This window comes from Mucilaginibacter sp. 3215 (genome assembly GCF_050433785.1).
In the GTDB taxonomy this organism is placed as follows: Bacteria; Bacteroidota; Bacteroidia; order Sphingobacteriales; family Sphingobacteriaceae; genus Mucilaginibacter.
This window is the reverse complement of record NZ_JBNPWO010000003.1, coordinates 474,227-498,258: the sequence shown is the minus strand read 5'-3', so window position 1 is coordinate 498,258 and position 24,032 is coordinate 474,227. Positions and strand designations below refer to the sequence as shown.

Sequence of the window (24,032 nt, the reverse complement as noted above, 5' to 3'; positions counted from 1 at the left end):
TAAACAGTTTATAAAATGGGTTTTTTTGATAAATTATTTGGCGGAGGTGGAACCACGGCAACACCCGAAACGCAGTTAAGAGCAGAATATAAAGACGCTGCTTTCTTTAAAAAAATGTTTGATAAGAAGCAGTCGATAATAAAAATGTACCAGGAACAAAATGTCACCCTGAAGCAGCAGGAAAAGTTTCGCCCGATAAACAACTGGGTGCTTGCTATGGAACATCTTGACCTGGTTTATTTAAACTATTCTGCCGGGAATGATATCAGCCTGTGTTATAATGAATATATAACAGCTGCCGGATACTACGGAGAAGGTTGGGATGCCGACGCGTTCTATGCTGATATGATTGATATGGTAGCCTTAGGCAGCCTACTTGATGTACCCGACGAGGTATACGAGCCCGTTATTAATTATATTCGCCAGTCGGATAGTGGTTCCAGTTACCCAATCTGGACACCGGATGCTTTACTATGGTATATCATCAACACCAAAAAGCCGGGGAGCGGCCCGCAGCCGGATACGCTTATTACCGAAGCTTACAGAGATATTTATGATTTAACAAAAATGCCTAAAGCCGATGCGGAGCGCGAAATGAAACTTTATCTCGACAAATGGTACAGGTTGCATAAAGACGATTCATGGTATGAAAACCACAAAAAAGAAGGCTCATATAAAGGCTACTGGAGCTGGGAGGCCGGTGCGGTAACTAAGATATTGGGACTTGATGATAGCGGTTACGCTAATCATCCGAATTATCCTTATGATATGGTGCACTGGTCGGCTTCGTAATTGCGCGGTATCAAATAAAATCACCATAAACCGGAGTTGCTTTGAGTTTAACTGACGAAATCCGGTCTCTCTTTTTAGCCGCTAAAACTTACGCAAACGTTTCTGGGAACGTTTGCGCGGTTTTTGTTGGGCAAATCCTTTTTTTTATTGCCGTCAGCCTTTAATCTTGTTTAGGATTTAATGTTCCTTCACCAATTATAGGGCGATAAAAGCTGTTTTAAAATAAAAACATGTCGGTAGTAAAAACAAGGATAGGGATAGCGGTTTTGCTTTTGGCGGGTTGCGTCACATCGCGGGTACAGGGTCAGCAGTATTCCTGGCAACATTTGCCGCGGGTAAATAAACCTGAATTTAAAAAGGATACCATCAACATTTTAAAATACGGCGCCAAAGCGGATGGCATTACGTTAAATACAACAAGTATCAATAAAGCGATAAGCGCCTGTAGCGCCAAAGGGGGCGGGGTAGTGCTTATTCCGCAAGGCTTGTGGCTAACCGGGCCGCTGGTGATGAAGAGTAATGTAAACCTGCACGTAAGCAGGGCGGCGCTGTTGCAGTTTACCGATGATAAAACTCAGTATAAACTGGTTGAAGGTAACTATGAAGGCCATGCCGCTGTGCGCAATGAATCGCCGATATCGGGTACCAACCTTACCAATATCGCTATTACCGGCGAAGGGATCATTGATGGTCACGGCGATGTTTGGCGGGCTATCAGTAAAGAAAGGCTTACCGAAGCCGAATGGAAAAAATTAGTAGCCTCGGGTGGGGTGGTGAGTGAAAACGGCAAATCATGGTATCCTTCTGAAAGTTACGTTAAGGGGTTAAAAACACCCGGAGCAGGAGTGATAGGTAACGGTAAAACAATTGCTGATAACGAGCTCTATAAAGATTTTTTCAGGCCTAATATGCTGGTGCTTACCAATTGTAAAAAAGTATTGCTGCAGGGCGTTACACTTCAAAATTCGCCCGCATGGGATATCCATACTTTACTATGTGAAGATCTTACCGTACAGAACGCAAGGGTCAGGAATCCCTGGAATGCCCAGAACGGTGACGGAATCGACGTAGAATCATGTCGGAATGTGTTAATTGAAGGCAGCACTTTTGACGCCGGCGATGATGGCATCTGCATCAAATCTGGCCGGGATGAAGAAGGCCGCAAACGCGGTAAGCCCACTGAAAATGTAATTGTACGGAATAACGTGGTTTACCGTGCCCATGGCGGTTTTGTGATAGGCAGTGAAATGTCGGGCGGGGCGCGTAATATTTTCGTGTCTAACTGTACGTTTATTGGTACTGACATTGGCCTGCGTTTTAAAACCACCCGCGGCAGGGGAGGCGTGGTAGAAAATATTTTTATCAAGGATATTGCCATGAAGGATATTCTTCATGAGGCTATTCTTTTTGATATGTACTACGGAGGTAAATCGCCCGGCGAAGCAGATGATATAAATGACCAGGTTGTTGTGCCGGTAACCGAAGCTACACCTTCGTTCCGAAAGTTTTATGTAGATAATGTAGTATGCAACGGTGCTGAAAAAGCGCTTATGATTCGGGGACTACCCGAGATGGGGATTAAGGACATCCATATAGAAAACAGTACTTTCAAAACTGTTAAAGGAGCAGATGTGATAGAAGCACAGAACATCTTTCTGAAAAATATCCACCTCGAAAGTAAAGAAACCAACCCACTCATCAATATTCAAAATAGCAGCAACCTTGCGTTTGATCATATTACCTATGGCAATACAGAGTTGTTGTTTAAGGTCAGCGGAAAAAAATCGCGGCAAATAAAATTGCTGAATACGGATGCCGCCAAGGCTAAGAACAAAGTTGAGTTTGCTTCAGGGGCAGGCAAAAATGCAATAACCGGTTCAAATTAATGAAGAGAGCGGCGCTATTGATATGGATTGTTTTTGCTCCGGCACTATTGCTGGCGCAGGCGGTTGTATATCCGAAGCGTTTTACCGTAGCACGGGATGGTAGTGGCGATTTCAAAACCATTCAACAGGCTGTAAATGCTGTGCGTGACCTGTCGCAGCAAAGGGTTAGCATTTACATAAAAGCCGGAGTATACCACGAAAAACTGGTAATCCCCTCCTGGAAATGTAATATCGAACTGATAGGCGATGGCCAAGATAACACCATTATAACCAACAGCGATTTCTCGGGCAAAGCAAACCCGCAGGGTAGGGATGCCTTCGGAAAAGCCGAGTTTACAACCTATACTTCCTACACTGTTTTGGTGCAGGGAAATGATTTCATCGCCAGGAATTTAACCATAGCAAATGCCGCAGGCCCCGTAGGACAGGCCGTGGCTTTACATGTTGAGGGCGACAGGTGTGCCATAATCAATTGCCGGCTGCTTGGCAACCAGGATACGCTTTATGCCGGTACCGAAAACCGCCGCCAGTTTTATAAAGACTGTTATATGGAAGGTACAACCGATTTTATTTTCGGCGAAGCCACTGCGGTTTTCCAAAACTGTGTGATCAAAAGTCTCCGAAACTCTTTTATTACAGCTCCCGCAACTACACCGCGACAGCGATTTGGTTTTGTGTTTTTAAACTGCCGGCTTGAAGCAGCTGATACCTCTGTAACAAAGGTTTACCTGGGCAGGCCCTGGCGGCCATACGCCAGATCTGTTTTTATCAATACAACAATGGGAAGCTACATTTGCGCCCAGGGCTGGGATAACTGGCGTAACCCGGAAAATGAAAAGACAGCCTTTTTTGCCGAATATAAAAGCAGCGGCACCAATATCAGCAAACGTGCGCCATGGTCGCACCAATTAACTGAGGCCGAAATGAAAAAATATACATTGAATAATATTCTTGCCGGGAATGATAACTGGGATGTAATGTCAATAAAATGAGCTGTATAATGAAGAAAATATTATTGTTATGTGCTTTCCTGTTCGCGGGCCTGGGGCTAAGGGCGCAAACGCTGCCATGGTCACAGCGGATGGCTAACACGGCTATGCATATCTGGGCAGATTCGTTACCGGGCGCCAACTGGTCGTATGACCAGGGGATTGTTTTGCAGGGGCTGCAAAGCGTTTGGCAGCAATCGGCCCAGAGTGAATATTTTACTTACATCCAGAAATCGATAGACAGGTATGTGGGGGCAGATGGAACCATCCGCACTTACAAGGCTAAAGATTATACTTTAGATAATATCCTTTCCGGCCGGAGCCTGTTGTTTTTGCAACAAGTATTAGGTACTGAAAAATACTACAAAGCTGCTTCGTTACTTCGCAAACAGTTGGACGAACAACCAAAAACACCCGAAGGTGGTTTCTGGCATAAAAAAAGATATACTAATCAGATGTGGCTCGATGGCTTGTACATGGCCGAGCCTTTTTATGCCGAATATGCTTCCGTTTACCATGAGGATGCGGACTTTGATCAGATAGCCGATCAGTTTATCTGGATGGAGCAGCATGCGCGCGATGCTAAAACAGGGTTGTTATATCATGCCTGGGATCAGAGCAAAAAAGAACGCTGGGCTAACCCGCAAACCGGTCTTTCGGCCAGTTTATGGGCCCGTGCCGATGGCTGGTACGCTATGGCACTGGTTGATGTGCTGTCGTATTTCCCGGCCAATCATCCTAAACGAGCGGCACTCGTTGCCATTTTAAAGCGCCTTGCGGTGGCTATACAAGCTTGCCAGGACCAGGGCACGGGTTTGTGGTGCCAGGTGCTCGACAAGGGTAACAAAAAAGGTAATTACCTGGAAGCATCGGCTTCGTGCATGTTTGTGTATACGTTGGCTAAAGGTGTAAGAGAAGGCTATCTGCCTCAAAACTATTTGCCTGCTGCCCGAAAGGCTTATGATGGCATCATCAAAAACTTTATTGAAACCGATGCCGATGGACAGGTAAACCTGAAAGGCACGGCAGGTGCCGTAGGCGTAGGCGGCGAACCATATCGCGATGGCAGTTACGAATACTATACCGGGGTAAAGACTGTCACCAATGAAACCAAAGGTGTTGGTTCATTTATGCTGGCCAGTGTAGAGATGGAACGTTTAGCCGATCTGAATGCAGGTAAAGGCAAAACCGTACTTTTAGATAGCTATTTTAATAACGAATATCATAAAGATGTTACCGGTAAAAACATCCCGTTCCACTACAAGTGGGAGGAACAGGATAATAATGGATTTTCGTTTTTCGGGGAGATCTTTAATAACCACGGATTACATACCCAAACTTTAAACGAAGCACCTGATGATGTCAATCTGAAAAAAGCGGCTGCTTATATTATTGTTGATCCTGATATTCCTAAAGAAAACCCGGACGCTAAATATATCGAAGAACCACATATTAAATCGATCAGTGCCTGGGTTAAAAACGGCGGTGTACTGGTTGTTTTAAACAACGATACCGGTAATGCCGAATTTACGCACCTGAACAAACTGATGGCCAAGTTTGGTATCAGCTTTAACCTAAATAGTGTTAACAGGGTGGTCGGCCGCAATTTTGAGCAGGGAGCTATAAACATCCCTTCGGATAATTCCATCTTTAAAACAGCGCGTAAGGTCTATATCAAAGAGTTGAGTACCCTGCAGCTAACTAAGCCCGCTGTACCGCGGTTAACTAACGGCAAAGACATCATTGTGGCTACCGCTAAATATGGTAAAGGCACTGTGTTTGCCGTTGGCGATCCCTGGTTTTATAATGAATATACAGATGGCCGGAAACTGCCGCCCGACTATGACAATTTTAAAGCAGCCAACGATTTGGTAAGCTGGCTGGTGAAACAAATTCTTCAAACAAAAAAATAGTAACTTATTACAATTCAAAAGAACATGATATTATCAAGATATAACCTCAACAAAACAACCGTACCGGCGGCAGAATTACCTCCTGCTAACGTATTTGACTTGCCCGAAAAGGTACTGCAATTTGGTACCGGCGTACTGTTGCGCGGCCTGCCCGATTATTTTATCGACAAGGCTAACCGTGCCGGCATTTTTAATGGCAGGGTGGCAGTTGTTAAATCAACCGATAAAGGCTCAACTACCGATTTTGATATGCAGGATGGTTTGTACACCATTTATTCAAAGGGGATTGAAAACGGCGAAGAAGTTAATGAGCAGGTGATCTGTTCGGCGATCAGCCGGGTGCTTTCAGCCTCAGGCGAGTGGGAAGAGATCCTGGAGATAGCGCGCAGCAAAGATTTACAAATAGTGATCTCCAATACAACCGAGGTTGGCATCCAATTGGTGAAGGAAGATGTACGTAAACATCCGCCGGCATCATTCCCCGGCAAATTGCTGGCTATTTTATATGAACGATACAGGGCATTTAACGGAAGGCCCGATACCGGTTTGGTGATCATCCCAACCGAACTGATCATTGACAACGGTAAAAAGCTGGAAGCCATAGTATTGGAACTTGCCCACCTGAATAAACTGGAGCCCGCCTTTATGGACTGGCTGGAGAGCAGCAATAGTTTCTGCAATTCGCTGGTGGACAGGATTGTGCCCGGCAGGCCGGATCAGCAGTTAACTGACGCCATGGAAACCGAGCGTGGTTATACCGATAACCTCAGTATCATGTCCGAAACCTACAGTCTTTGGGCTATCCAGGGCGATGAGAAAATAGCCAAAGTGCTATCTTTTGCCCAGGCTGATAACGGTGTTGTAATTACGCCTGATATTGAACTGTTCAGGGAATTGAAACTCCGCCTGCTTAATGGTACGCATACCTTGAGTTGCGCCGTAGCTTATCTTTCAGGCTTTAAAACAGTTAAGGAAGCCATGGACGATGCGCATTTCACCAAATTCATCACTCAACTGATGTTTACTGAGATTATGCCATCTATCCCATACCAGATTGATGAAGATGTAGCCCGTGATTTTGGTAACAAGGTGCTCGACAGGTTCCGCAACCCCAACATCAGGCATGAGTGGCTGAGCATTTCGGTGCAGTACGCCACTAAAATTAAAATGCGGGTTATTCCGTTATTGTTGAATTATTACAAACAAAACAATAAGGCGCCTCAAATGATGGCCCTCGGTTTTGCAGCTTTTATCCGCTTTATGCAGATAACCGAGACGGCAGATGGTAAATATACCGGAACGGCCCATTCGGATAGCTATGCGATAACTGACGACCAGGCACCTAATTTAAGCAAAGCATGGAACGGCGTTGATGCAGAAACAGCGATTGCAGCTATCCTTAAAAATAAAAGCCTTTGGGATACCGATCTGACAACGTTACCCGGCTTTACAGAAGCAGTGACAGCACAGTTTAAGCTTATTAACGAACAGGGAAAACTGGAAATAAGCGCCATTTAAATAGGAGGACAGATGAAACAGAATATATTAAAAGTACACCCTGCCGATAATGTGCTTGTAGCGCTTACCGATTTGCAGGCCAATGAACAGGTTACCTACAAGGGCGAAACTTATACAGTAAAAGAGTTGATCCCGGCGAAGCATAAATTCGCTGTTGTCGAAATTCCCGAAGGCGGCGAAATTATCATGTATGGCGTACTGGTGGGCAAAGCGCAAAGCCTGATCCCGGTAGGAGGGTTGCTTAGTACCGCCAATGTAAAACATGCGGCAAACAGCTTTTTAACGGGCCAGAGCCATACTGATTGGCACAGGCCTGATATCAGTAAATGGGAAGGCAAAACATTCAACGGCTATCACCGCGGAGACGGCAGTGTAGGTACTGCGAACTATTGGCTGGTAATACCGATGGTTTTTTGCGAAAACCGAAATATTGAAGTATTGCAGGAAGCGTTGGTAAAACCACTGGGTTATGGCCGCAAAAAAACGTATGAGATCAAAGCGCAGGAGTTGATCGGTAAGATCAAAGCAGGCGCCGAGATAGACGAGGTTTTATATACCGAAATAGGCAGTGACACCGCTCAAAATGCTGGTAATAAAGTTTTCCCTAATGTTGATGGGATTAAATTTCTAACGCATACAGGTGGTTGCGGGGGGACCCGCCAGGATTCAACTGCCCTTTGCGGTTTGCTGGCCGGTTATATAACGCACCCTAACGTTGCCGGGGCTACGGTTTTAAGTCTTGGCTGCCAGAATGCCGAAGTGAAGACCTTGCAGGAGGAGATCAATAAACGCTCGCCGGAGTTTAACAAACCACTTTACATTTTAGATCAGCAGAAAACAGGTAAAGAGGCTGATTTGATGGAACTGGCTATCAGGCAAACGCTTGCAGGCTTGATGCAGGCAAATCAGTCTGCACGTAAACCTGCTCCCTTGAGCAAACTAACTATTGGTTTAGAGTGCGGTGGTTCGGATGGTTTTTCGGGCATTTCGGCAAACCCGGCTATTGGTTATACTTCCGATCTGCTGGTAGCTATGGGCGGTTCGGTTATTTTAGCCGAGTTTCCAGAACTTTGCGGTGTGGAACAAAACCTGATTGACCGTTGTTTGGATAAAACTAAGGCCGAGCGTTTCGCGGATCTGGTACGCACCTATAGCCAACGTGCCGAAGAAGCAGGTTCTGGTTTTTACATGAACCCGTCGCCGGGTAATATTAAAGATGGCCTGATCACTGATGCCATCAAATCTGCCGGGGCAGCCAAAAAAGGCGGCACATCGCCGGTTGCGGATGTGCTGGATTATCCCGAAAAAGTAACACAGCCGGGGCTAAACCTGTTGTGTACCCCGGGTAACGATGTGGAATCAACCACGGCCGAAGTTGGGTCGGGCGCTAATATCGTATTGTTTACTACCGGTTTAGGTACGCCAACCGGCAATCCAATAGCTCCGGTTGTAAAGATCGCCACTAATACTGCATTATTTAACCGAATGAGCGATATTATCGATATCAATACCGGTACTATTGTAGAAGGTGACGAAACCATTGAACAGGCAGGCGAACGCATTCTGGACTACGTGATAAAAGTAGCCAGCGGCGAAATTGAAGTTCATGCTGTACGACACGGTCAGGATGATTTTATTCCCTGGAAAAGAGGAGTTTCGTTGTAAAAAGATAAAAGTCTCAATTCATAAGTTCTGAGAGTGGCTTGAATTTATTGAATATAGTTTACAGACAGATAAAATCATAGCCCTTGGTTTTAACCAACGGAATAATGTGTAGCAATAAGAGGACTTTAGCCTAAATTCGCTTGTATAATTGGGCTAAAGCCAGGACTTTTAGCTTTTACCGTTGGTTAAAACCAACGGCAATGAATATATTTTAAAATAGTTTCTAAGTATAAAAAGTTGAATTTAACTTCAGACTTAGTACTACTAACTTAACACCAATGAAAATACTAACCTGTACAACACCCGGTCAATTGGATTATGGCACTGCTGATGTACCCCAATTAAAACCGGGTAATGCACTTCTCAAAATAAAACGTATAGGCATTTGCGGTACCGATCTGCATGCCTTTGAAGGTACTCAGCCATTTTTTAGCTATCCACGAATTTTAGGCCACGAACTTGCTGCCGAACTGGTTGAAGCTGGCGATGCCGAAGGTTTTGAAAAAGGTGAGGCTGTTACTTTTATTCCGTATTTCAATTGCGGGCATTGTATCGCTTGCCGCTCGGGCAAACCAAATTGTTGTGTAAATATCCAGGTTTGTGGTGTACATACGGATGGCGGCATGGCCGAATACCTGCAGGTACCATCACATTTATTGGTTCATGGCGAAGGTTTGAGCTTTGACGAACTGGCCTTGGTTGAGCCCCTTGCTATTGGTGCTCACGGGGTACGACGGGCCGATGTAAAGCCGGGTGAATTTGTACTGGTTATTGGTGCAGGCCCAATCGGCTTAGGTATTATGGAATTTGCCCGTATTGCCGGAGCAAAAGTCATTGCTGCCGATGTGAACGAACAGCGTCTTAATTTTTGCAGAGAAAATTTGAAGGTTGATTATACCATCAACGTAAAAAACGAAGATGTGAATGAGCGCCTGAAAGAGATCACCAATGGCGATATGCCTACCGTGGTGATTGATGCTACCGGCAATCAAAAGGCTATAAACGGCGCGTTTTTGTACCTGGCGCATGGCGGCAGGTATGTGTTGGTTGGTTTACAACGAGACGAACTTATTGTAAGTCACCCCGAGTTTCATAAACGCGAAAGCACGCTGATGAGCAGTCGCAACGCTACCCGCGAGGATTTTGAACACGTGATACTTTCCATGAAAAATGGTTTGGTAAACCCGCAAACTTATATTACCCACAGGGTAACTTTTGATGAAGTAAAAGATCAGTTTGAAAGCTGGCTGAGCCCGGCAAATGGCGTCATTAAAGCTATTGTAGAGGTATAGGTGATGATAAAAAAGACGTTTTTTACCGGGCTGTTTTTTTGCATGATAGGTAGTGCTTTTGCGCAGCAAAAGCATGTGTTGGGTTTTGATAAACTGAAAACCTATGTCAATAGCTTCAACAAAACAGATACCGAAACGGTAAAAAACTACATCAACAACGATCGTGCTTACGAATGGCTTGCCAAAAATGTGCCCTTGTTTGAGTGTCCGGATTCGGCCATTCAAAAGATCTATTACTACCGCTGGTGGACATTCAGGAAACATCTGAAACAAACACCCGATGGCTTCATTTTTACCGAATTTATAACCCCGGTTAGCTTTACCGGGGTTTACAACAGTTCGAGCAGTGCCCTTGGCCACCAAATTTATGAGGGACGCTGGCTGCACGATCCGCAGTACATCAATCAGTATATCAACTTTTGGCTATATGTTGATCCTAAGCAAAAGAAGCCCCATTTGCATGCGTTCAGCAGTTGGATAGATGACGCGGTTTACAATTATTACCTCGTAAACCTTAATAGAAAATTTGTTGAACAAGCCTTGCCTTTGCTTAATACTGATTATTATGTTTGGGAAAAGGAAAAACAGCTGCCTTCCAAATTGTTCTGGCAGTTCGACGTGCGCGACGCGATGGAGGAAAGTATCAGCGGGGGGCGCAAAATAAAAAACATCCGGCCTACTATTAACAGCTACATGTATGGCAATGCTGTGGCGCTATCAAAAATGGCGGCCCTAACCGGCAATGATTCACTAAAAACAAAATACACACAAAAAGCTATCGACCTAAAAAAACTGGTGCAGGATAGTTTGTGGAACGACAGCGCATTCTTTTTTGAAGTACGTAAACCCGACGGGCATTTTGCCAACGCCCGCGAGGAATTGGGCTTTATCCCCTGGTATTTTAACCTGCCCGATGATAAACCTGTTTATGCCAAACAATGGGATCAACTAACCGATATCAAAGGTTTTAACGCTCCATGGGGCATTACCACTGCCGAACGCAGGCACCCTTTATTCCGTACCCATGGTACCGGGCACGGCTGCGAGTGGGACGGTGCGGTATGGCCTTTTGCCACTACGCAAACATTAAAGGGCCTGGCTAACCTGCTTACGGCTTATCAAAATAAAGGCGCTATGACACCCGGTATTTTTTATAATGAACTGCATAAATATGCTCTTTCGCACATCAAACGCGGACTGCCTTATTTGGGTGAGTACCAGGATGAAAAAACAGGTTACTGGCTTAAAGGGGATAACCCAAGAAGCAGCTATTACAACCACTCCGGTTTTTGCGATTTGATCATCAACAATCTCGTTGGCCTGAAACCTCGTGAAGACAATATGCTGGAAATTTTCCCGCTCATCCCCCAAAACCAATGGAAATGGTTTGCGCTGGATAATGTGCTTTATCACGGGCATACTATCAGCGTAGTTTGGGATAAAACCGGTACTAAATATCACAAAGGCAAAGGTTTTATCATTTATGCCGATGGTAAGGCAATATCCCGGAGTACGCAACTGAAACATGTACTGGTGAAACTCCCGGGTTAAATCCTGACTCATTTTCTCCCTTTTATTGGCTTGTTGGCTTTAATGATGATAATATCGTATAGTAGATAGAGAAAATATCAGATGAAATTGCAGTAGCGTACTGATATTTTTGAATACTATACAACCAATTAAGTTCAAAACTAAAGAGTAGGTTTAAGAAGCTAATTCGCTTCAAATATTGAAAACCGGCTCTGCGTACGCCTGTCTAAATACCAATGAAAATGAAGATGTTTAACCGTTGCCTGCTGCTGTTGCTTATATTAATCTCTTGTTTTCATTCAAATTTAAACGCACAGGGAAAGTCAAAAAAAGTCACCATTGTTACCTTATCTAAGCATCATGCAAGGATAAGCTATGGCGTACAAAAGTTGATTCAGGCTTTACAGCATGCGGGATATTCAGTTACTGAACAAACTTATAAAGGCGCAATGCCTTCCGGTAGCGCAATAGTTATTGGGCTGCTTACCGATGCTCCGGTTAAGAAATTCGCGGCTGCTGCAAATAGTCAACCCCGAAAAGAGGGCTTTATCATCAGTGATAGCGGCCTTAAAAATAAACTCCTGATAGCAGGTGCCGATAATTCAGGTGCGCTTTATGGCTGTCTTGAACTGGCGGATAGGATCAATTTAAATAACAAGCTTCCCGTAAATATCAACCTCCATGATCAGCCCGAAATGGTTTTGCGGGGTACCTGTATTGGGGTGCAAAAGCCTGCGCTACTTCCCGGTCGGGGTACTTATGAGTACCCATACACGCCGCAAAATTTCCCATGGTTTTATGATAAAGCTTTGTGGATCCGTTATCTGGATTCGTTGGCGCATAACCGAATGAACTCGTTGTATTTGTGGAACGGTCACCCTTTTGCCTCGCTGGTACGGGTAAAGGAATATCCTTACGCTGTTGAGGTTGATGATGCTACTTTCAAAAAAAATGAAGAGATCTACAGTTTTTTGGCCGAAGAAGCTGATAAACGTGGCATCTGGCTTATTCAGGGTTTTTATAACATCATCGTCTCCAAACCCTTCGCCGAAAAAAATAACCTGAAAACGCAGGACAGGAACCGTCACATTGTACCCATTATTGCCGATTATACCCGTAAATCTATTGCTGCTTTTGTACAAAAATACCCTCACGTTGGATTGTTGATTACACTGGGCGAGGCTATGGAAGGTGCGGGTCAGGATGATATCGACTGGTTTACACAAACCATCATTCCGGGTGTAAAAGATGGGTTAAAAGCCCTCGGTCGCACGGATGAGCCGCCGATTGTGCTCCGTGCGCATGATACCGATGCGCCCACAGTGATGAAATACGCCAAACCTTTATATCACAATCTGTACACCATGGCCAAATACAACGGCGAGGCGCTTACTACTTATGAACCACATGGTCCCTGGGCTGATCTGCATCGTACTTTGAGTAATATCGGTACCGTGCAGATAGAAAATGTGCATATCCTTGCCAACCTGGAGCCTTTTCGCTATGGCTCGGCCGATTTTATTCAGAAATGTGTGCAGGCCATGCATACTGTTTATGGAGCAAATGCCCTGCACCTGTATCCGCAGGCGTCGTACTGGGATTGGCCTTATACAGCAGATAAAACGGATGGTAAGCGCCTGTTGCAATTAGAGAGGGATTGGATCTGGTACAAGGCATGGTCGCGCTATGCCTGGGATAGCAAAAGGGAAAGGGTCGGCGAAATAAGCTATTGGGCAAAGCAATTGGCCGATAAGTATGGCTGCGATCAGGTTCATGGCGAAGCAATTTTAAGAGCTTATGAACAATCAGGCAATATCTCGCCCGAGTTGTTGCGCCGTTTCGGCATCACTGATGGCAACCGCCAAACCATGACCTTGGGCATGCTGATGAGCCAGCTGGTAAATCCTGAAAAATATGGTTTGTTTTCGCTGTTATATAATTCTGAAGGGCCCGTTGGCGAAATGATGAGTGAATATGCTGAAAGAGAATGGAAACACCAGCCGCACATAGGCGAAACACCGGTTAAGGTTATCGATAGTGTAATACAGCAAGGAAAAGAAGCGGTGGAGGCTATCGACGAAGCATCTGCGAAAATTAGTAAAGATAAAGCCGAGTTTGCCCGCTTAAAAAATGATATGTATTGCTATAACGCAATGGCCAATAGCTATGCTTACAAGGCAAAAGCTGCTTTGTGGGTACTTCGTTATAAATATTCGGATAATGTCGCCGATCTGGAAAAGGCTTTACCCGAGCTGCAAACCAGTTTGGATTACTATAAGCAACTGGTAAAACTAACCGAAAATACTTATCTGTATGCCAATAGCATGCAAACGAAGCAGCGCAAAATCCCGGTAGGGGGCAATGATGCCAAAATGAAAACCTGGGCCGAGCTTTTGCCGGTTTACCAAAAGGAACTGGACAACTTTAAACGCAATATCGATTCGCTGAAATCGCCTCAAACACAGCAAAAGCAAAAGGAGGTGGCGGTTTTGAAAGATGCACCTGTGAAGTTTGAAAATAGTAGCAGTAGCAGTTATCAGGTAAATTCAGGAGAAGTGGTATTTGCCGATACATCAGTAGCAATCAAAAATATCGCGAAAGAACTGGCCGGTTTAAAAGGTGTCAAATTATCTAAGGCTGATCAGCAAAAGAATGGAACAACAATCAGCTTTAAAAATGATAGACCGGTGAAGGTGCTGGTTGGTTTTTTCAACAGTAAAATGCCTCAATACCTGCAGGAACCACAACTGGAAACAGATGCAAGTGCCAATGATTATGGCCAGGCAGATATCAAGATTGCCAATGCCATTCAAATTGATGGCTTGCCGCCGGTAAATATTCATACTTATACCTTTAAAGCAGGTTCAAATACGCTTACTTTAGGTAAAGGTGCGGCCTTGGTTTTAGGCATTGTTGATGCTGACGCCAATGTGCCTGTATATGACGCTGGCCTGAGCAACGAAGGTAATATCAAAGATTTACGCTGGCTTTTTAACTGAGATCTATGAGTAGCAGAAGGAGCTTATTTATTGTAATATTCATTCTTGAGGTTGTACAGGCTTTTGCCCAGCAGCCCCTTAAGCTTTGGTATAAACAACCCGCTCAAAAATGGACAGACGCTTTACCCATTGGCAATGGCCGCATTGGGGGCATGATTTACGGCGGCGTTACCGAAGACCATATCCAATACAACGAACAAAGCTTATGGACAGGCGGCCCGCGCGACTATAACCGCAAAGGCGCCGTGAAATATCTGGAACCTATCCGCAAACTCCTCGCCGAAGGTAAGCAGGCCGAAGCAGAAGCCATGGCCCAGCAGCATTTTATGGGGATGAAGAGCAATGAAGCAACTTATGCGGTTGATTCGGCGAAATGGTTCAATATGATGAGCTCATACCATTTAACGCAAGACGAGTTATTTCATGATAATAACCTCAGAACTATCAATTTGCCAATTGAACAGGGTTGGGAAATAACACCCGGTTTTGAAGGTTTGGATGGAGCAGTTTGGTTTATTAAGCATTTTAATATTCCTTCCGGTTGGAAAGGGAAAAATATCGTAATTAGTTTAGGCAGGATACGTGATATAGACCGGACCTGGCTTAACGGAGATTACATCGGCACAACATCGGGTAACGCTTACAGGAAATACATTATCCCTTCTGATAAGGTACATATCGGCGAAAACAGGATCGCTGTACAGGTAGTTAATTTTTACGATAAAGGTGGATTTACCAGCAATGCTAAAACTTTATCGGTTTATCCCGACGGAAATGGAAGCGATGCGATTAGTTTGGCCGGTCAGTGGAAATATTTTATACAGGATGATAACCCACCCGCATATCCCCGCTACAATGCCGATTATCAACCCTTTGCCGATCTGTACCTGCAATTTCCAAAACAAGAGGTTACGGACTATAAACGCGATCTTGATCTTAATAATGCCACCTCCCATGTGAGCTATAAAGTGGATGATGTTACTTACACCCGCGAATATTTCAGCAGTGCTCCGGATCAGGTGATGGCAGTGCATTTAACTGCCGATAAACCCGGTAAAATTACACTCAAAGCTTTGCTAAGTAGTCTGCATAAAAATTACTTTACCCGCAAAGTTGATAATCATACCCTTGCGCTATCTTTAAAAGTAAAAGATGGTGTTTTGCGTGGCGTAAGCTATCTAAATGTACAGGCGGCGGGTGGTAAGGTTGTAGTGGATTCTAAAGATATATCGGTTACCGGAGCTAATGAAGCCACATTTTACCTTACAGCGGCAACCAATTTTAAAAACTATCATGATGTATCGGGTAATCCGGAGGCCATCTGCAAAAAACAAATCACAGCTATAGCCATTAAGAGTTATGCAAGTATCAAAGCTGCTCACATCAGAGATTATCAAAAATATTTCGATACGTTTTCCATCGATTTAGGCAAGGGAGAAAATGCGGAACTGCCAACGGATGAAAGGATCCTGAAATTTGGCCAGTCGCCCGATCCTTCATTTATCAGTCTGTACGCGCAATATGGTAGGTATTTGCTGATCTCCTCATCCCGACCAGGCGGTGGTCCTGCAAATTTGCAAGGGCTATGGAATAACCTGCTTACGCCGCCGTGGGGTAGTAAGTTCACCACCAATATAAACCTCGAAATGAACTACTGGCCTGCTGAGGTACTTAACCTATCGGCTTGCAGTCAGCCGTTTTTTAGCATCGTTGATGACCTTTCCAGAACCGGGCATGAAACCGCGGTTGAGCATTACGGTGCTCCGGGTTGGGTACTGCATCACAATACAGATTTATGGCGCGGAGCTGCCCCTGTCAATGCTTCCAATCACGGCATTTGGGTGAGCGGAGCTGCCTGGCTTTGCCATCAGCTTTGGGAACATTATTTGTATACCGGCGATAAAGAGTTTCTGCAAAAGCGGGCATACCCCGAAATGAAGGGTGCAGCCGAGTTCTTTGTGCACTTTTTAGTGAAAGATCCTAAGTCAGGCTACCTCATCAGCACGCCATCTAACTCACCGGAGCACGGGGGTTTGGTTGCAGGGCCAACAATGGATCACCAGATCATTCGCGACCTGTTTAAAAACTGTATCGAAGCTGCCAAAGTGTTGAATATTGATAAGGCTTTCGCCGATACACTCAAATTCAAATACAGCCAGATAGCACCTAATAAAATCGGCAGATACGGCCAGTTACAGGAATGGCTGGAAGATAAGGACGATACTACGGATACACATCGTCATGTTTCGCATATGTGGGGTGTCTATCCCGGCACTGAGATCTCGCTTAAAACTCCCGAGCTGTTGAAGGCTGCCGAACAATCTATGAAATACCGCCGCGATGAAGGCACTGGCTGGAGTATCGCCTGGAAAGTAAACATCTGGGCGCGGATGCACGAGGGGGATCATGCTTATTTGATGCTAAGCAAACTGCTGTTGCCCGCGGATGTAACCTCGGGTAAGGAGAAAGGCGGCGTTTACCATAACCTGTTCGATGCACACCCGCCGTTCCAAATTGATGGAAATTTTGGCGGCGCCGCAGGTTTGGCCGAAATGCTTTTACAAAGTCAGGGTGATGTTATTGAACTGCTTCCAGCTTTGCCAACTGCATTACCGCAAGGTAGCATCAAAGGTATTTGCGCAAGAGGTGGTTTTGTACTTGATTTTGAATGGCAAAATGTGCGCTTGAAAAATGTGCGGGTGCTTTCCAAACTGGGTAAGACCTGTCGCTTAAATTATGGCGGAAAGACCATAGATGTCGAAACTCAAAAAGGTAAAAGCTATCGCTTTGACGCCGATCTGAAACAATTATAAAAGATGGGTGAAACTCAAAAATATCACAGAGAGATTACTGGAAAAGAACAATCTGTTTTGGGATTGTGTGATTCCTCCTTAAGAGCTACCGACATACCTTTTTAATTTTATCATTAATAGAAAAAATGTCATTTCGAACGAACCAGGATGGGATTTATGCGTGGGAGGTGAGGAGAAATCTTCTACGCCCAGCTTTTACAGATATGGTTGTACAGCCAGATGTAAAAGATTTCTCTTTCGCTCCACCTCTTAGCCTGCCCCAGCTCTATCGAAATGACATTTTACTTTTTTTGAAAAGATGTGTACGCACAGTAGCTCGTGAGGGGAGTAGCGGCATATGTTTCTCTTTTTTAAAACTGATCGCCTCGCTGCTGTTTTTGCTCCTTTTTTCTCATAGTTCCCTTCTTGCACAGCGTAATGATATCTCATTAAATACCAACTGGAAAAGTATTGCCGATGATAACAACCCAAAAGCGAATGCCGGTTTTGAGCAAGCCGGTTTTAATGATGCACAATGGCAAACAGTAAATGTTCCTCATAACTGGGACACCTACGGAGGCTATCGCCGCCTGAAACATGGCAACCGGCATGGCTCTGCATGGTATCGTAAAATATTCAGGCTTGAAAACAAGCAAAATGATAAGCGCTATTTCCTGTGGTTTGAAGGTGTGGGCTCATACGCTACTGTTTGGCTCAACGGCAAGCAGGTAGGCTACCACGCCGGCGGACGCACATCTTTTACCATTGATGTAACGGATGCTATCAAAGCAGCCAAACTAAACCTGTTATGCGTTAGGGCCGATCATCCTTCATTTATTAAAGATCTGCCCTGGGTTTGCGGCGCCTGCTCTGATGATCCGGGTTTTTCGGAGGGTTCGCAGCCGATGGGGATTTTCAGGCCGGTGCATTTGATGGTCACAAATGCCGCCAGGATTGAGCCTTTTGGTGTACATATCTGGAATGATACCACCGTCCGTGAAAAATCGACTACGCTTTATCTCGAAACTGAAGTTAAAAACTACAGCGGTAAGCCGTTTGCAATAACCGTGACAAACAACCTGATTGATGCCGCTGGCAAAACTATCGCGCAAGCAAAAGCAAAAAAAATATTAAAAGCCGGTGAGGTTAATACGGTAAGTCAACAATTTTCCGATGTTAAAAACGTGCAACTATGGTCATTAGAAAAATCTTACCTGTATCATGTAGTAACGGAAATTTGGACCGATGGAAAATTGTTTGACAGAACTCAAACCTCTTACGGTATCCGGTGGATTAGCTGGCCAATTGGCAGAAATAATAAGGACAATCGTTTTTATCTCAATGGCAAGCCTGTTTTTATCAATGGCATTGCTGAGTATGAACACCTGATGGGTAAAAGTCAGGCTTTTGAAGCCGAGGAGATCAAAGCCAGGGTAATGCAGGTAAAAGCAGCTGGTTTTAATGCTTTTCGGGATGCTCATCAGCCTCATAACCTCGCCTATCAGCAGTATTGGGATAAGCTAAGCATTTTATGGTGGCCGCAATATTCGGCACATATCTGGTATGATTCGCCGGAGTTCAGGGCCAATTACAAAGCTTTACTGGTTGATTGGGTAAAGGAACGGCGCAACAGTCCTTCAGTTATATTATGGGGCTTACAAAACGAAAGTAAATTACCTGCCGATTTTGCCCGGGAATGTAGCGATCTCATTCGCAAGCTTGACCCCACAGCCTCATCGCAACGGAAAATAACAACCTGCAACGGCGGAGAAGGCACCGATTGGGACGTGCCCCAAAACTGGACAGGCACTTACGGAGGTAATCCGCTCACCTACGGCGATGACTTGAAAAAACAAATTTTAGTGGGGGAGTACGGCGCATGGCGTAGTTTAGGTTTACATACCGAAGGCCCTTTCAATGCAAACGGCCCCCTGAGTGAAGACCGCATGACCCAATTGATGGAAACTAAAGTCCGCCTGGCCGGGTCTGTAAAAGATCAGGTTGTGGGGCATTTTCAGTGGCTGCTCTATTCGCATGAAAACCCTGGTCGCACACAAGGCGGCGAAGGGCAGCGGGAACTGGATAGGGTTGGCCCTGTTAACTATAAAGGTTTGTTTACACCTTGGGGGCAGCCAACCGATGCGTTTTACATGTACAGGGCCAATTATGTACCAAAGGATAAGGAGCCGATGGTTTATATCGTATCACACACCTGGCCAAGCCGCTGGCTTACTCCGGGGAAAAAGGATAGTATCATTGTTTATTCAAACTGCGACGAGGTTGAGCTTTTTAATGATCTCAACCATGAGTCCTTAGGCATACGAAAACGACAGGGTATCGGCACGCATTTTCAATGGCTTGGCGCAGATATCAAATACAATGTGCTGTACGCCGTAGGATATGTTAATGGCAAGCCGGTAACGCATGATGAGATCATGTTAAACCATCTGCCACAAGCACCTCATTTGCCAAAAGAGAATCCCGCTATCCTGAAACCCGAAGCTGGTTACAACTATTTGTACCGTCTCAATTGCGGCGGACCGGATTACACCGATACCTACGGCAACACCTGGATGGCCGACAGGCATCAGGATAATAAACAAGAACCCGGCTCCACATCATGGACGGACAATTACCCCGGAATGCCTCAGTTCTTTGCCAGTCAGCAACGCACTTTCGACAGGATCAGCAACACGGCCGATGGGGCTTTGTTCCAGACTTTTCGGTATGGTTTAGATAAACTTAAATTTAATTTCCCGGTACCTGATGGTGATTATCGTATCGATCTATATTTTACCGAGCTCTGGTATGGCACAGGCGGCGGGATGGATTGTTCAGGCTGGCGTTTGTTTGATGTAGCTCTGAATGGCAAAACCATGATCCGCAATCTGGATATCTGGAAAGAAGCAGGATATGCTAAAGCGCTTAAGAAAAATATCGTTGCCCATGTTACGGGCGGGATGCTAACTATATCTTTTCCGAACGCAGCGGCCGGTGAAGCAATTATATCAGCTATAGCCATCAGTACTTTAAATAAAACAGTAAAACCACAACAGGCAGGTAATGGAATAATCGGCCAATTACAGGGCAATAATAAATGGATAATAAAAAGCTGGATGGATATCGGCCAAAAACAATATACTGATGCCGGGGTAACTTTTAATGATCTGCCTCCAATATTTTATGGTGCGGATTGGATAAGTACAGCTAATTCAAATCAGGCTCAAACCTGTTCGTTTACTTTAAATGCTGATGCCGATGTTTATGTTGCCATGGATGTACCCGACTTGCAAAGACCATCCTGGATTGTCAATTATGAAAACACCGGCTTATTTGTAAAAACGGATGCCGATGGAGGGCATCAGTTACCCGTTTACAGGAAACGTTTCAAAAAAGCTGATGTAGTCACTTTAGGCGAAAGTAAAGGCAGGTTCATGTACACCGTGGTGGTGCTGCCTGTTACCTCGTTGCAACCGGCTACTGATCTTCGTAAAACCGTAAGCTACAAAGCAGAGACGGCTGAATTAAAAGGCGAGGGCTTAAAAGCCGACACCCTGAACGGAAAAAAAGTAATTAAATTTAGCAACAGGGCGGGCGGCAGTATATCATTCGCGTTAACACCGGGTGTTGCCGATCTGTATGCCTTGCGCATAAAATATTATAACCAGAGCAATCAAACTTTTACAGCAAACATGCAATTACTGGCCGCCGATGGAACGGTGATGAAGGAGGAACAACTGAGTTTTAAACCGGTTGCCAAAAATAAATCGGGCACGGTTGCAACCAATACAGGCACAAGTATCAACGCGGGTAATTATAAGCTGGTAATCACGGGCATTAAGGCTGATGGGTTGGCTGTTTCGGGTATCGAAATGCAATAAAACATTAACATGAAAAAAAGTATCAGCCTGCTGTTTTTGTTACTGCCCTTCGGCGCTTTTGCGCAAAGCCTGAAGGTTTTAAACCTGCAATGCGAGTACAAAACCAATCCGTTGGGTATCGAATCGCTTAAGCCAAAGCTAAGCTGGCAAATACAAAGCGATACCCGTAACACCATGCAAACCGCTTACAGGGTTTTGGTTGCCGGTGACGTGGCTAAACTGGCAAGCAACAATGCTGATATCTGGGATTCGGGCAAGGTACTTTCAAACGCGTCGCTACAGGTTTCGTGCATTGGTAAACCTATGCAGGCAGCCAAAGCTTATTACTGGAAGGTAATGGTTTGGGACAACCATGGTAAAGCGTCGGCATGGAGCAATACCGCCAGCTGGCAAATGGGCTTGCTTACAAAAAGAGACTGGAACGGTGCCGACTGGATTGCCTATGATAAATTACCGGATTCTTCTGCTATTGTGCCGTTTTATCATGGTAAAGGACCAAAAAAACTGGGAGTGGCCAATGATGTTTTGCCTTTAATGCGCAAGGCTTTTAATGTTGAGGCCAAATTGAAAGAAGCCACGCTTTATTTGTGCGGGTTAGGTCATTTTGAGCTGAACCTGAACGGTAAGAAAGTGGACGATCATTTCCTTGATCCCGGGTGGACAAAATATGATAAACAGGCACTATATGTGCCTTTTGATGTAACTAAGCAGCTTACCGCCGGAAAAAATACCATAGGCGTAATGCTGGGCAATGGATTTTATTACATCCCGCGGGATAGGCGTTACCGCAAGCTTACCGGTGCTTTTGGCTATCCTAAAATGATCTGTCGTTTAATATTGGAGTATGACAATGGAAAGATAGACAATGTGGTGAGTGATGGTTCATGGAAAACCGCACCCTCGCCGGTTACTTTCAGCAGTATTTATGGAGGTGAGGATTATAATGCCAATTTGGAACAACCGGGCTGGGATACCAACAACTTTGATGATTCTAAATGGCGCAATGTGGTCAAGGTTGACGGCATACCCGGCCTGAGCGCGCAAATGGCGGAGCCTTTGAAGATCATGCAGGTGTTGAAGCCTCGAAGTAAAAAGCAACTGGCTAATGGCGCATGGATCTATGATTTGGGTCAAAATTTTTCAGGAATCCCACAGATTAGTCTTCTGGGTAAAAAAGGGGATACTGTGCGCATTATCCCCGCCGAACTGGTAAATGAGGATGGCAGCGCCAATCAAAAAGCCTCGGGCAGTCCGCATTATTATGATTATGTGTTGAAGGGCGATGGTATTGAAACCTGGCATCCCCTGTTTACTTATTACGGTTTCAGGTATTTGCAGGTGCAGGGTGCTGTTCCGCAAGATGAAACCAATGCCCAACAACAGCCTGTAATTATTGATATCAAAGGATTGCACACCCGTAACTCAGCTGAAACGGTGGGAAGCTTTGCCAGCTCAAATGAGCTGTTTAACAAAACGTTTAAACTGATTGACTGGGCCATGAAAAGCAACATGGCAAGCGTATTTACCGATTGTCCTCACCGCGAAAAACTGGGCTGGCTGGAAGAAGCGCATTTAGTCGGCAGCTCCCTGCATTACAATTATGATATCGTGGGCCTGGCACGCAAGTGTATTAATGATATGCGCATTTCCCAAACAGAGGATGGATTGATCCCCGAGATCTCACCCGAATATGTAAAGTTTGATGAGCCCTTCCGCGACTCGCCCGAGTGGGGGAGCAACGCGGTGATTTTGCCATGGTATGTGTACCAGTGGTATGGCGATAAGGAAGTGCTTGCGCAAAACTATGATATGATCAAACGGTACCTGGCCTATCTCGATAAAAAATCACAAAATCATTTGTTGTACCAGGGCCTGGGCGATTGGTATGACCTCGGCCCCAAACCACCCGGCGTTTCGCAGTTAACACCACAAGGAATTACGGCAACTTCGCTCTATTACTATGACCTTAATATCGCCGGAAAAATAGCAACCCTGCTTGGCAAAAATGATGATGCCGCGTCATATAAAAAACTGGCTGCTGAAGTAAAGCAGGCTTACAACCAAACGTTTTTTAATATTGATACCAAACAATATGGTACAGGCAGTCAGGCTGCTAATGCCATGTCGTTTTATGCCGGATTGGTTGAGCCGCGATACAAAACTGCCGTGGTTAACAACATTGTAAAAGATATCCGCGGCCGTGGCAATGCCCTTACCGCAGGGGACATCGGTTATCGTTACCTGTTGCGTGTGCTGGATGACGAAGGCCTTTCGGATGTGATCTACGATATGAACAGTCGTGCGGATGTACCGGGCTATGGTTACCAGCTGGCTCACGGTGCCACTGCCTTAACCGAATCATGGGCGGCATTGCCTTCGGTATCCAACAACCACTTTATGTTGGGGCACCTGATGGAGTGGTTTTACAGCGGCCTGGCCGGGATCCGCCCGGCAGATGATGCCATCGCATTTAATAAAATCGAGATCAGGCCCGAAACTGTGGGCAATGTAACCTGGGCTAAGGCTAATTACCAATCGCCCTATGGCAATATTTTAAGTAGCTGGACGAAGGGCCAGGGGCAGTTTAAATTAGAAGTGAAAATCCCCGCAAATACTATCGCAAGTGTCTTTTTGCCAGTAAAAAATAACGCAGTTATTACGATAGACGGGCAAAATATCAAAACCCGCCATGATATCAAATTTATCGGCTATCACGATGGAAAAGCAGAAATCAAGGTGGGATCGGGTAATTACACATTTATCGCCAAATAATAT

Annotated in this window: 12 protein-coding genes; all 12 read left to right on the top strand. The window is 45.1% G+C overall.

The features are described from left to right. Window positions 1–15 precede the first annotated feature (15 nt). The 12 genes from ABIC84_RS08375 to ABIC84_RS08320 all read left to right on the top strand — a co-directional run bounded on the left by ABIC84_RS08375 (window position 16) and on the right by ABIC84_RS08320 (window position 24,029). Window positions 16–792 (top strand): PoNe immunity protein domain-containing protein, encoded by a 777-nt coding sequence (locus ABIC84_RS08375; RefSeq protein WP_429263295.1) that lies wholly within the window; start codon window positions 16–18, stop codon window positions 790–792. A gap of 230 nt (window positions 793–1,022) precedes the next feature. Then, window positions 1,023–2,678 carry a glycoside hydrolase family 28 protein gene (locus ABIC84_RS08370; protein ID WP_429263294.1) on the top strand — a complete coding sequence of 552 codons (1,656 nt, stop codon included), beginning with the start codon at window positions 1,023–1,025 and terminating at the stop codon, window positions 2,676–2,678. Beyond that, complete coding sequence (locus ABIC84_RS08365) at window positions 2,678–3,670, top strand: pectinesterase family protein (RefSeq protein WP_429263293.1); 993 nt, start codon at window positions 2,678–2,680, stop codon at window positions 3,668–3,670. The genes ABIC84_RS08370 and ABIC84_RS08365 overlap by 1 nt, the downstream gene beginning before the upstream one ends. An 8-nt stretch (window positions 3,671–3,678) precedes the next feature. Next, entirely contained in the window at window positions 3,679–5,580 is a 1,902-nt protein-coding gene (locus ABIC84_RS08360) for a glycoside hydrolase family 88/105 protein (protein WP_429263292.1), read from the top strand. Window positions 5,581–5,604: 24 nt separating this feature from the next. Beyond that, window positions 5,605–7,098 (top strand): tagaturonate reductase, encoded by a 1,494-nt coding sequence (locus ABIC84_RS08355; protein ID WP_429263291.1) that lies wholly within the window; start codon window positions 5,605–5,607, stop codon window positions 7,096–7,098. Between the two features lie 12 nt (window positions 7,099–7,110). Then, window positions 7,111–8,763, top strand: coding sequence for a UxaA family hydrolase (locus tag ABIC84_RS08350; protein WP_429263290.1), 1,653 nt, complete (start codon window positions 7,111–7,113; stop codon window positions 8,761–8,763). A gap of 278 nt (window positions 8,764–9,041) precedes the next feature. Continuing rightward, the gene (locus ABIC84_RS08345) at window positions 9,042–10,055 is read left to right on the top strand and encodes a zinc-binding alcohol dehydrogenase family protein (RefSeq protein ID WP_429263289.1); all 1,014 of its coding nucleotides are present in this window, start codon (window positions 9,042–9,044) and stop codon (window positions 10,053–10,055) included. Window positions 10,056–10,058: 3 nt separating this feature from the next. Then, window positions 10,059–11,606, top strand: a complete 1,548-nt coding sequence (locus ABIC84_RS08340; protein ID WP_429263288.1) for an MGH1-like glycoside hydrolase domain-containing protein — start codon at window positions 10,059–10,061, stop codon at window positions 11,604–11,606. 221 nt (window positions 11,607–11,827) lie between these two features. Continuing rightward, on the top strand, window positions 11,828–14,584 hold the full coding sequence (locus tag ABIC84_RS08335) for an alpha-d-galacturonidase (protein ID WP_429263287.1): 2,757 nt from the start codon (window positions 11,828–11,830) through the stop codon (window positions 14,582–14,584). A gap of 5 nt (window positions 14,585–14,589) precedes the next feature. Then, entirely contained in the window at window positions 14,590–17,397 is a 2,808-nt protein-coding gene (locus ABIC84_RS08330) for a glycosyl hydrolase family 95 catalytic domain-containing protein (protein WP_429263286.1), read from the top strand. A gap of 125 nt (window positions 17,398–17,522) precedes the next feature. Further along, window positions 17,523–21,257 carry a malectin domain-containing carbohydrate-binding protein gene (locus tag ABIC84_RS08325; RefSeq protein ID WP_429263285.1) on the top strand — a complete coding sequence of 1,245 codons (3,735 nt, stop codon included), beginning with the start codon at window positions 17,523–17,525 and terminating at the stop codon, window positions 21,255–21,257. A 9-nt stretch (window positions 21,258–21,266) separates the two neighbouring features. Then, window positions 21,267–24,029, top strand: coding sequence for a family 78 glycoside hydrolase catalytic domain (locus tag ABIC84_RS08320; RefSeq protein WP_429263284.1), 2,763 nt, complete (start codon window positions 21,267–21,269; stop codon window positions 24,027–24,029). Window positions 24,030–24,032: the final 3 nt, after the last annotated feature.

Coding starts and splice junctions, on each gene's coding strand:
- ABIC84_RS08330 (WP_429263286.1), top strand. CDS start 14,590: ATGAGTAGCAGAAGGAGCTTATTTATTGTAATATTCATTCTTGAGGTT.
- ABIC84_RS08375 (WP_429263295.1), top strand. CDS start 16: ATGGGTTTTTTTGATAAATTATTTGGCGGAGGTGGAACCACGGCAACA.
- ABIC84_RS08365 (WP_429263293.1), top strand. CDS start 2,678: ATGAAGAGAGCGGCGCTATTGATATGGATTGTTTTTGCTCCGGCACTA.
- ABIC84_RS08335 (WP_429263287.1), top strand. CDS start 11,828: ATGAAGATGTTTAACCGTTGCCTGCTGCTGTTGCTTATATTAATCTCT.
- ABIC84_RS08340 (WP_429263288.1), top strand. CDS start 10,059: ATGATAAAAAAGACGTTTTTTACCGGGCTGTTTTTTTGCATGATAGGT.
- ABIC84_RS08345 (WP_429263289.1), top strand. CDS start 9,042: ATGAAAATACTAACCTGTACAACACCCGGTCAATTGGATTATGGCACT.
- ABIC84_RS08325 (WP_429263285.1), top strand. CDS start 17,523: ATGTCATTTCGAACGAACCAGGATGGGATTTATGCGTGGGAGGTGAGG.
- ABIC84_RS08355 (WP_429263291.1), top strand. CDS start 5,605: ATGATATTATCAAGATATAACCTCAACAAAACAACCGTACCGGCGGCA.
- ABIC84_RS08360 (WP_429263292.1), top strand. CDS start 3,679: ATGAAGAAAATATTATTGTTATGTGCTTTCCTGTTCGCGGGCCTGGGG.
- ABIC84_RS08370 (WP_429263294.1), top strand. CDS start 1,023: ATGTCGGTAGTAAAAACAAGGATAGGGATAGCGGTTTTGCTTTTGGCG.
- ABIC84_RS08350 (WP_429263290.1), top strand. CDS start 7,111: ATGAAACAGAATATATTAAAAGTACACCCTGCCGATAATGTGCTTGTA.
- ABIC84_RS08320 (WP_429263284.1), top strand. CDS start 21,267: ATGAAAAAAAGTATCAGCCTGCTGTTTTTGTTACTGCCCTTCGGCGCT.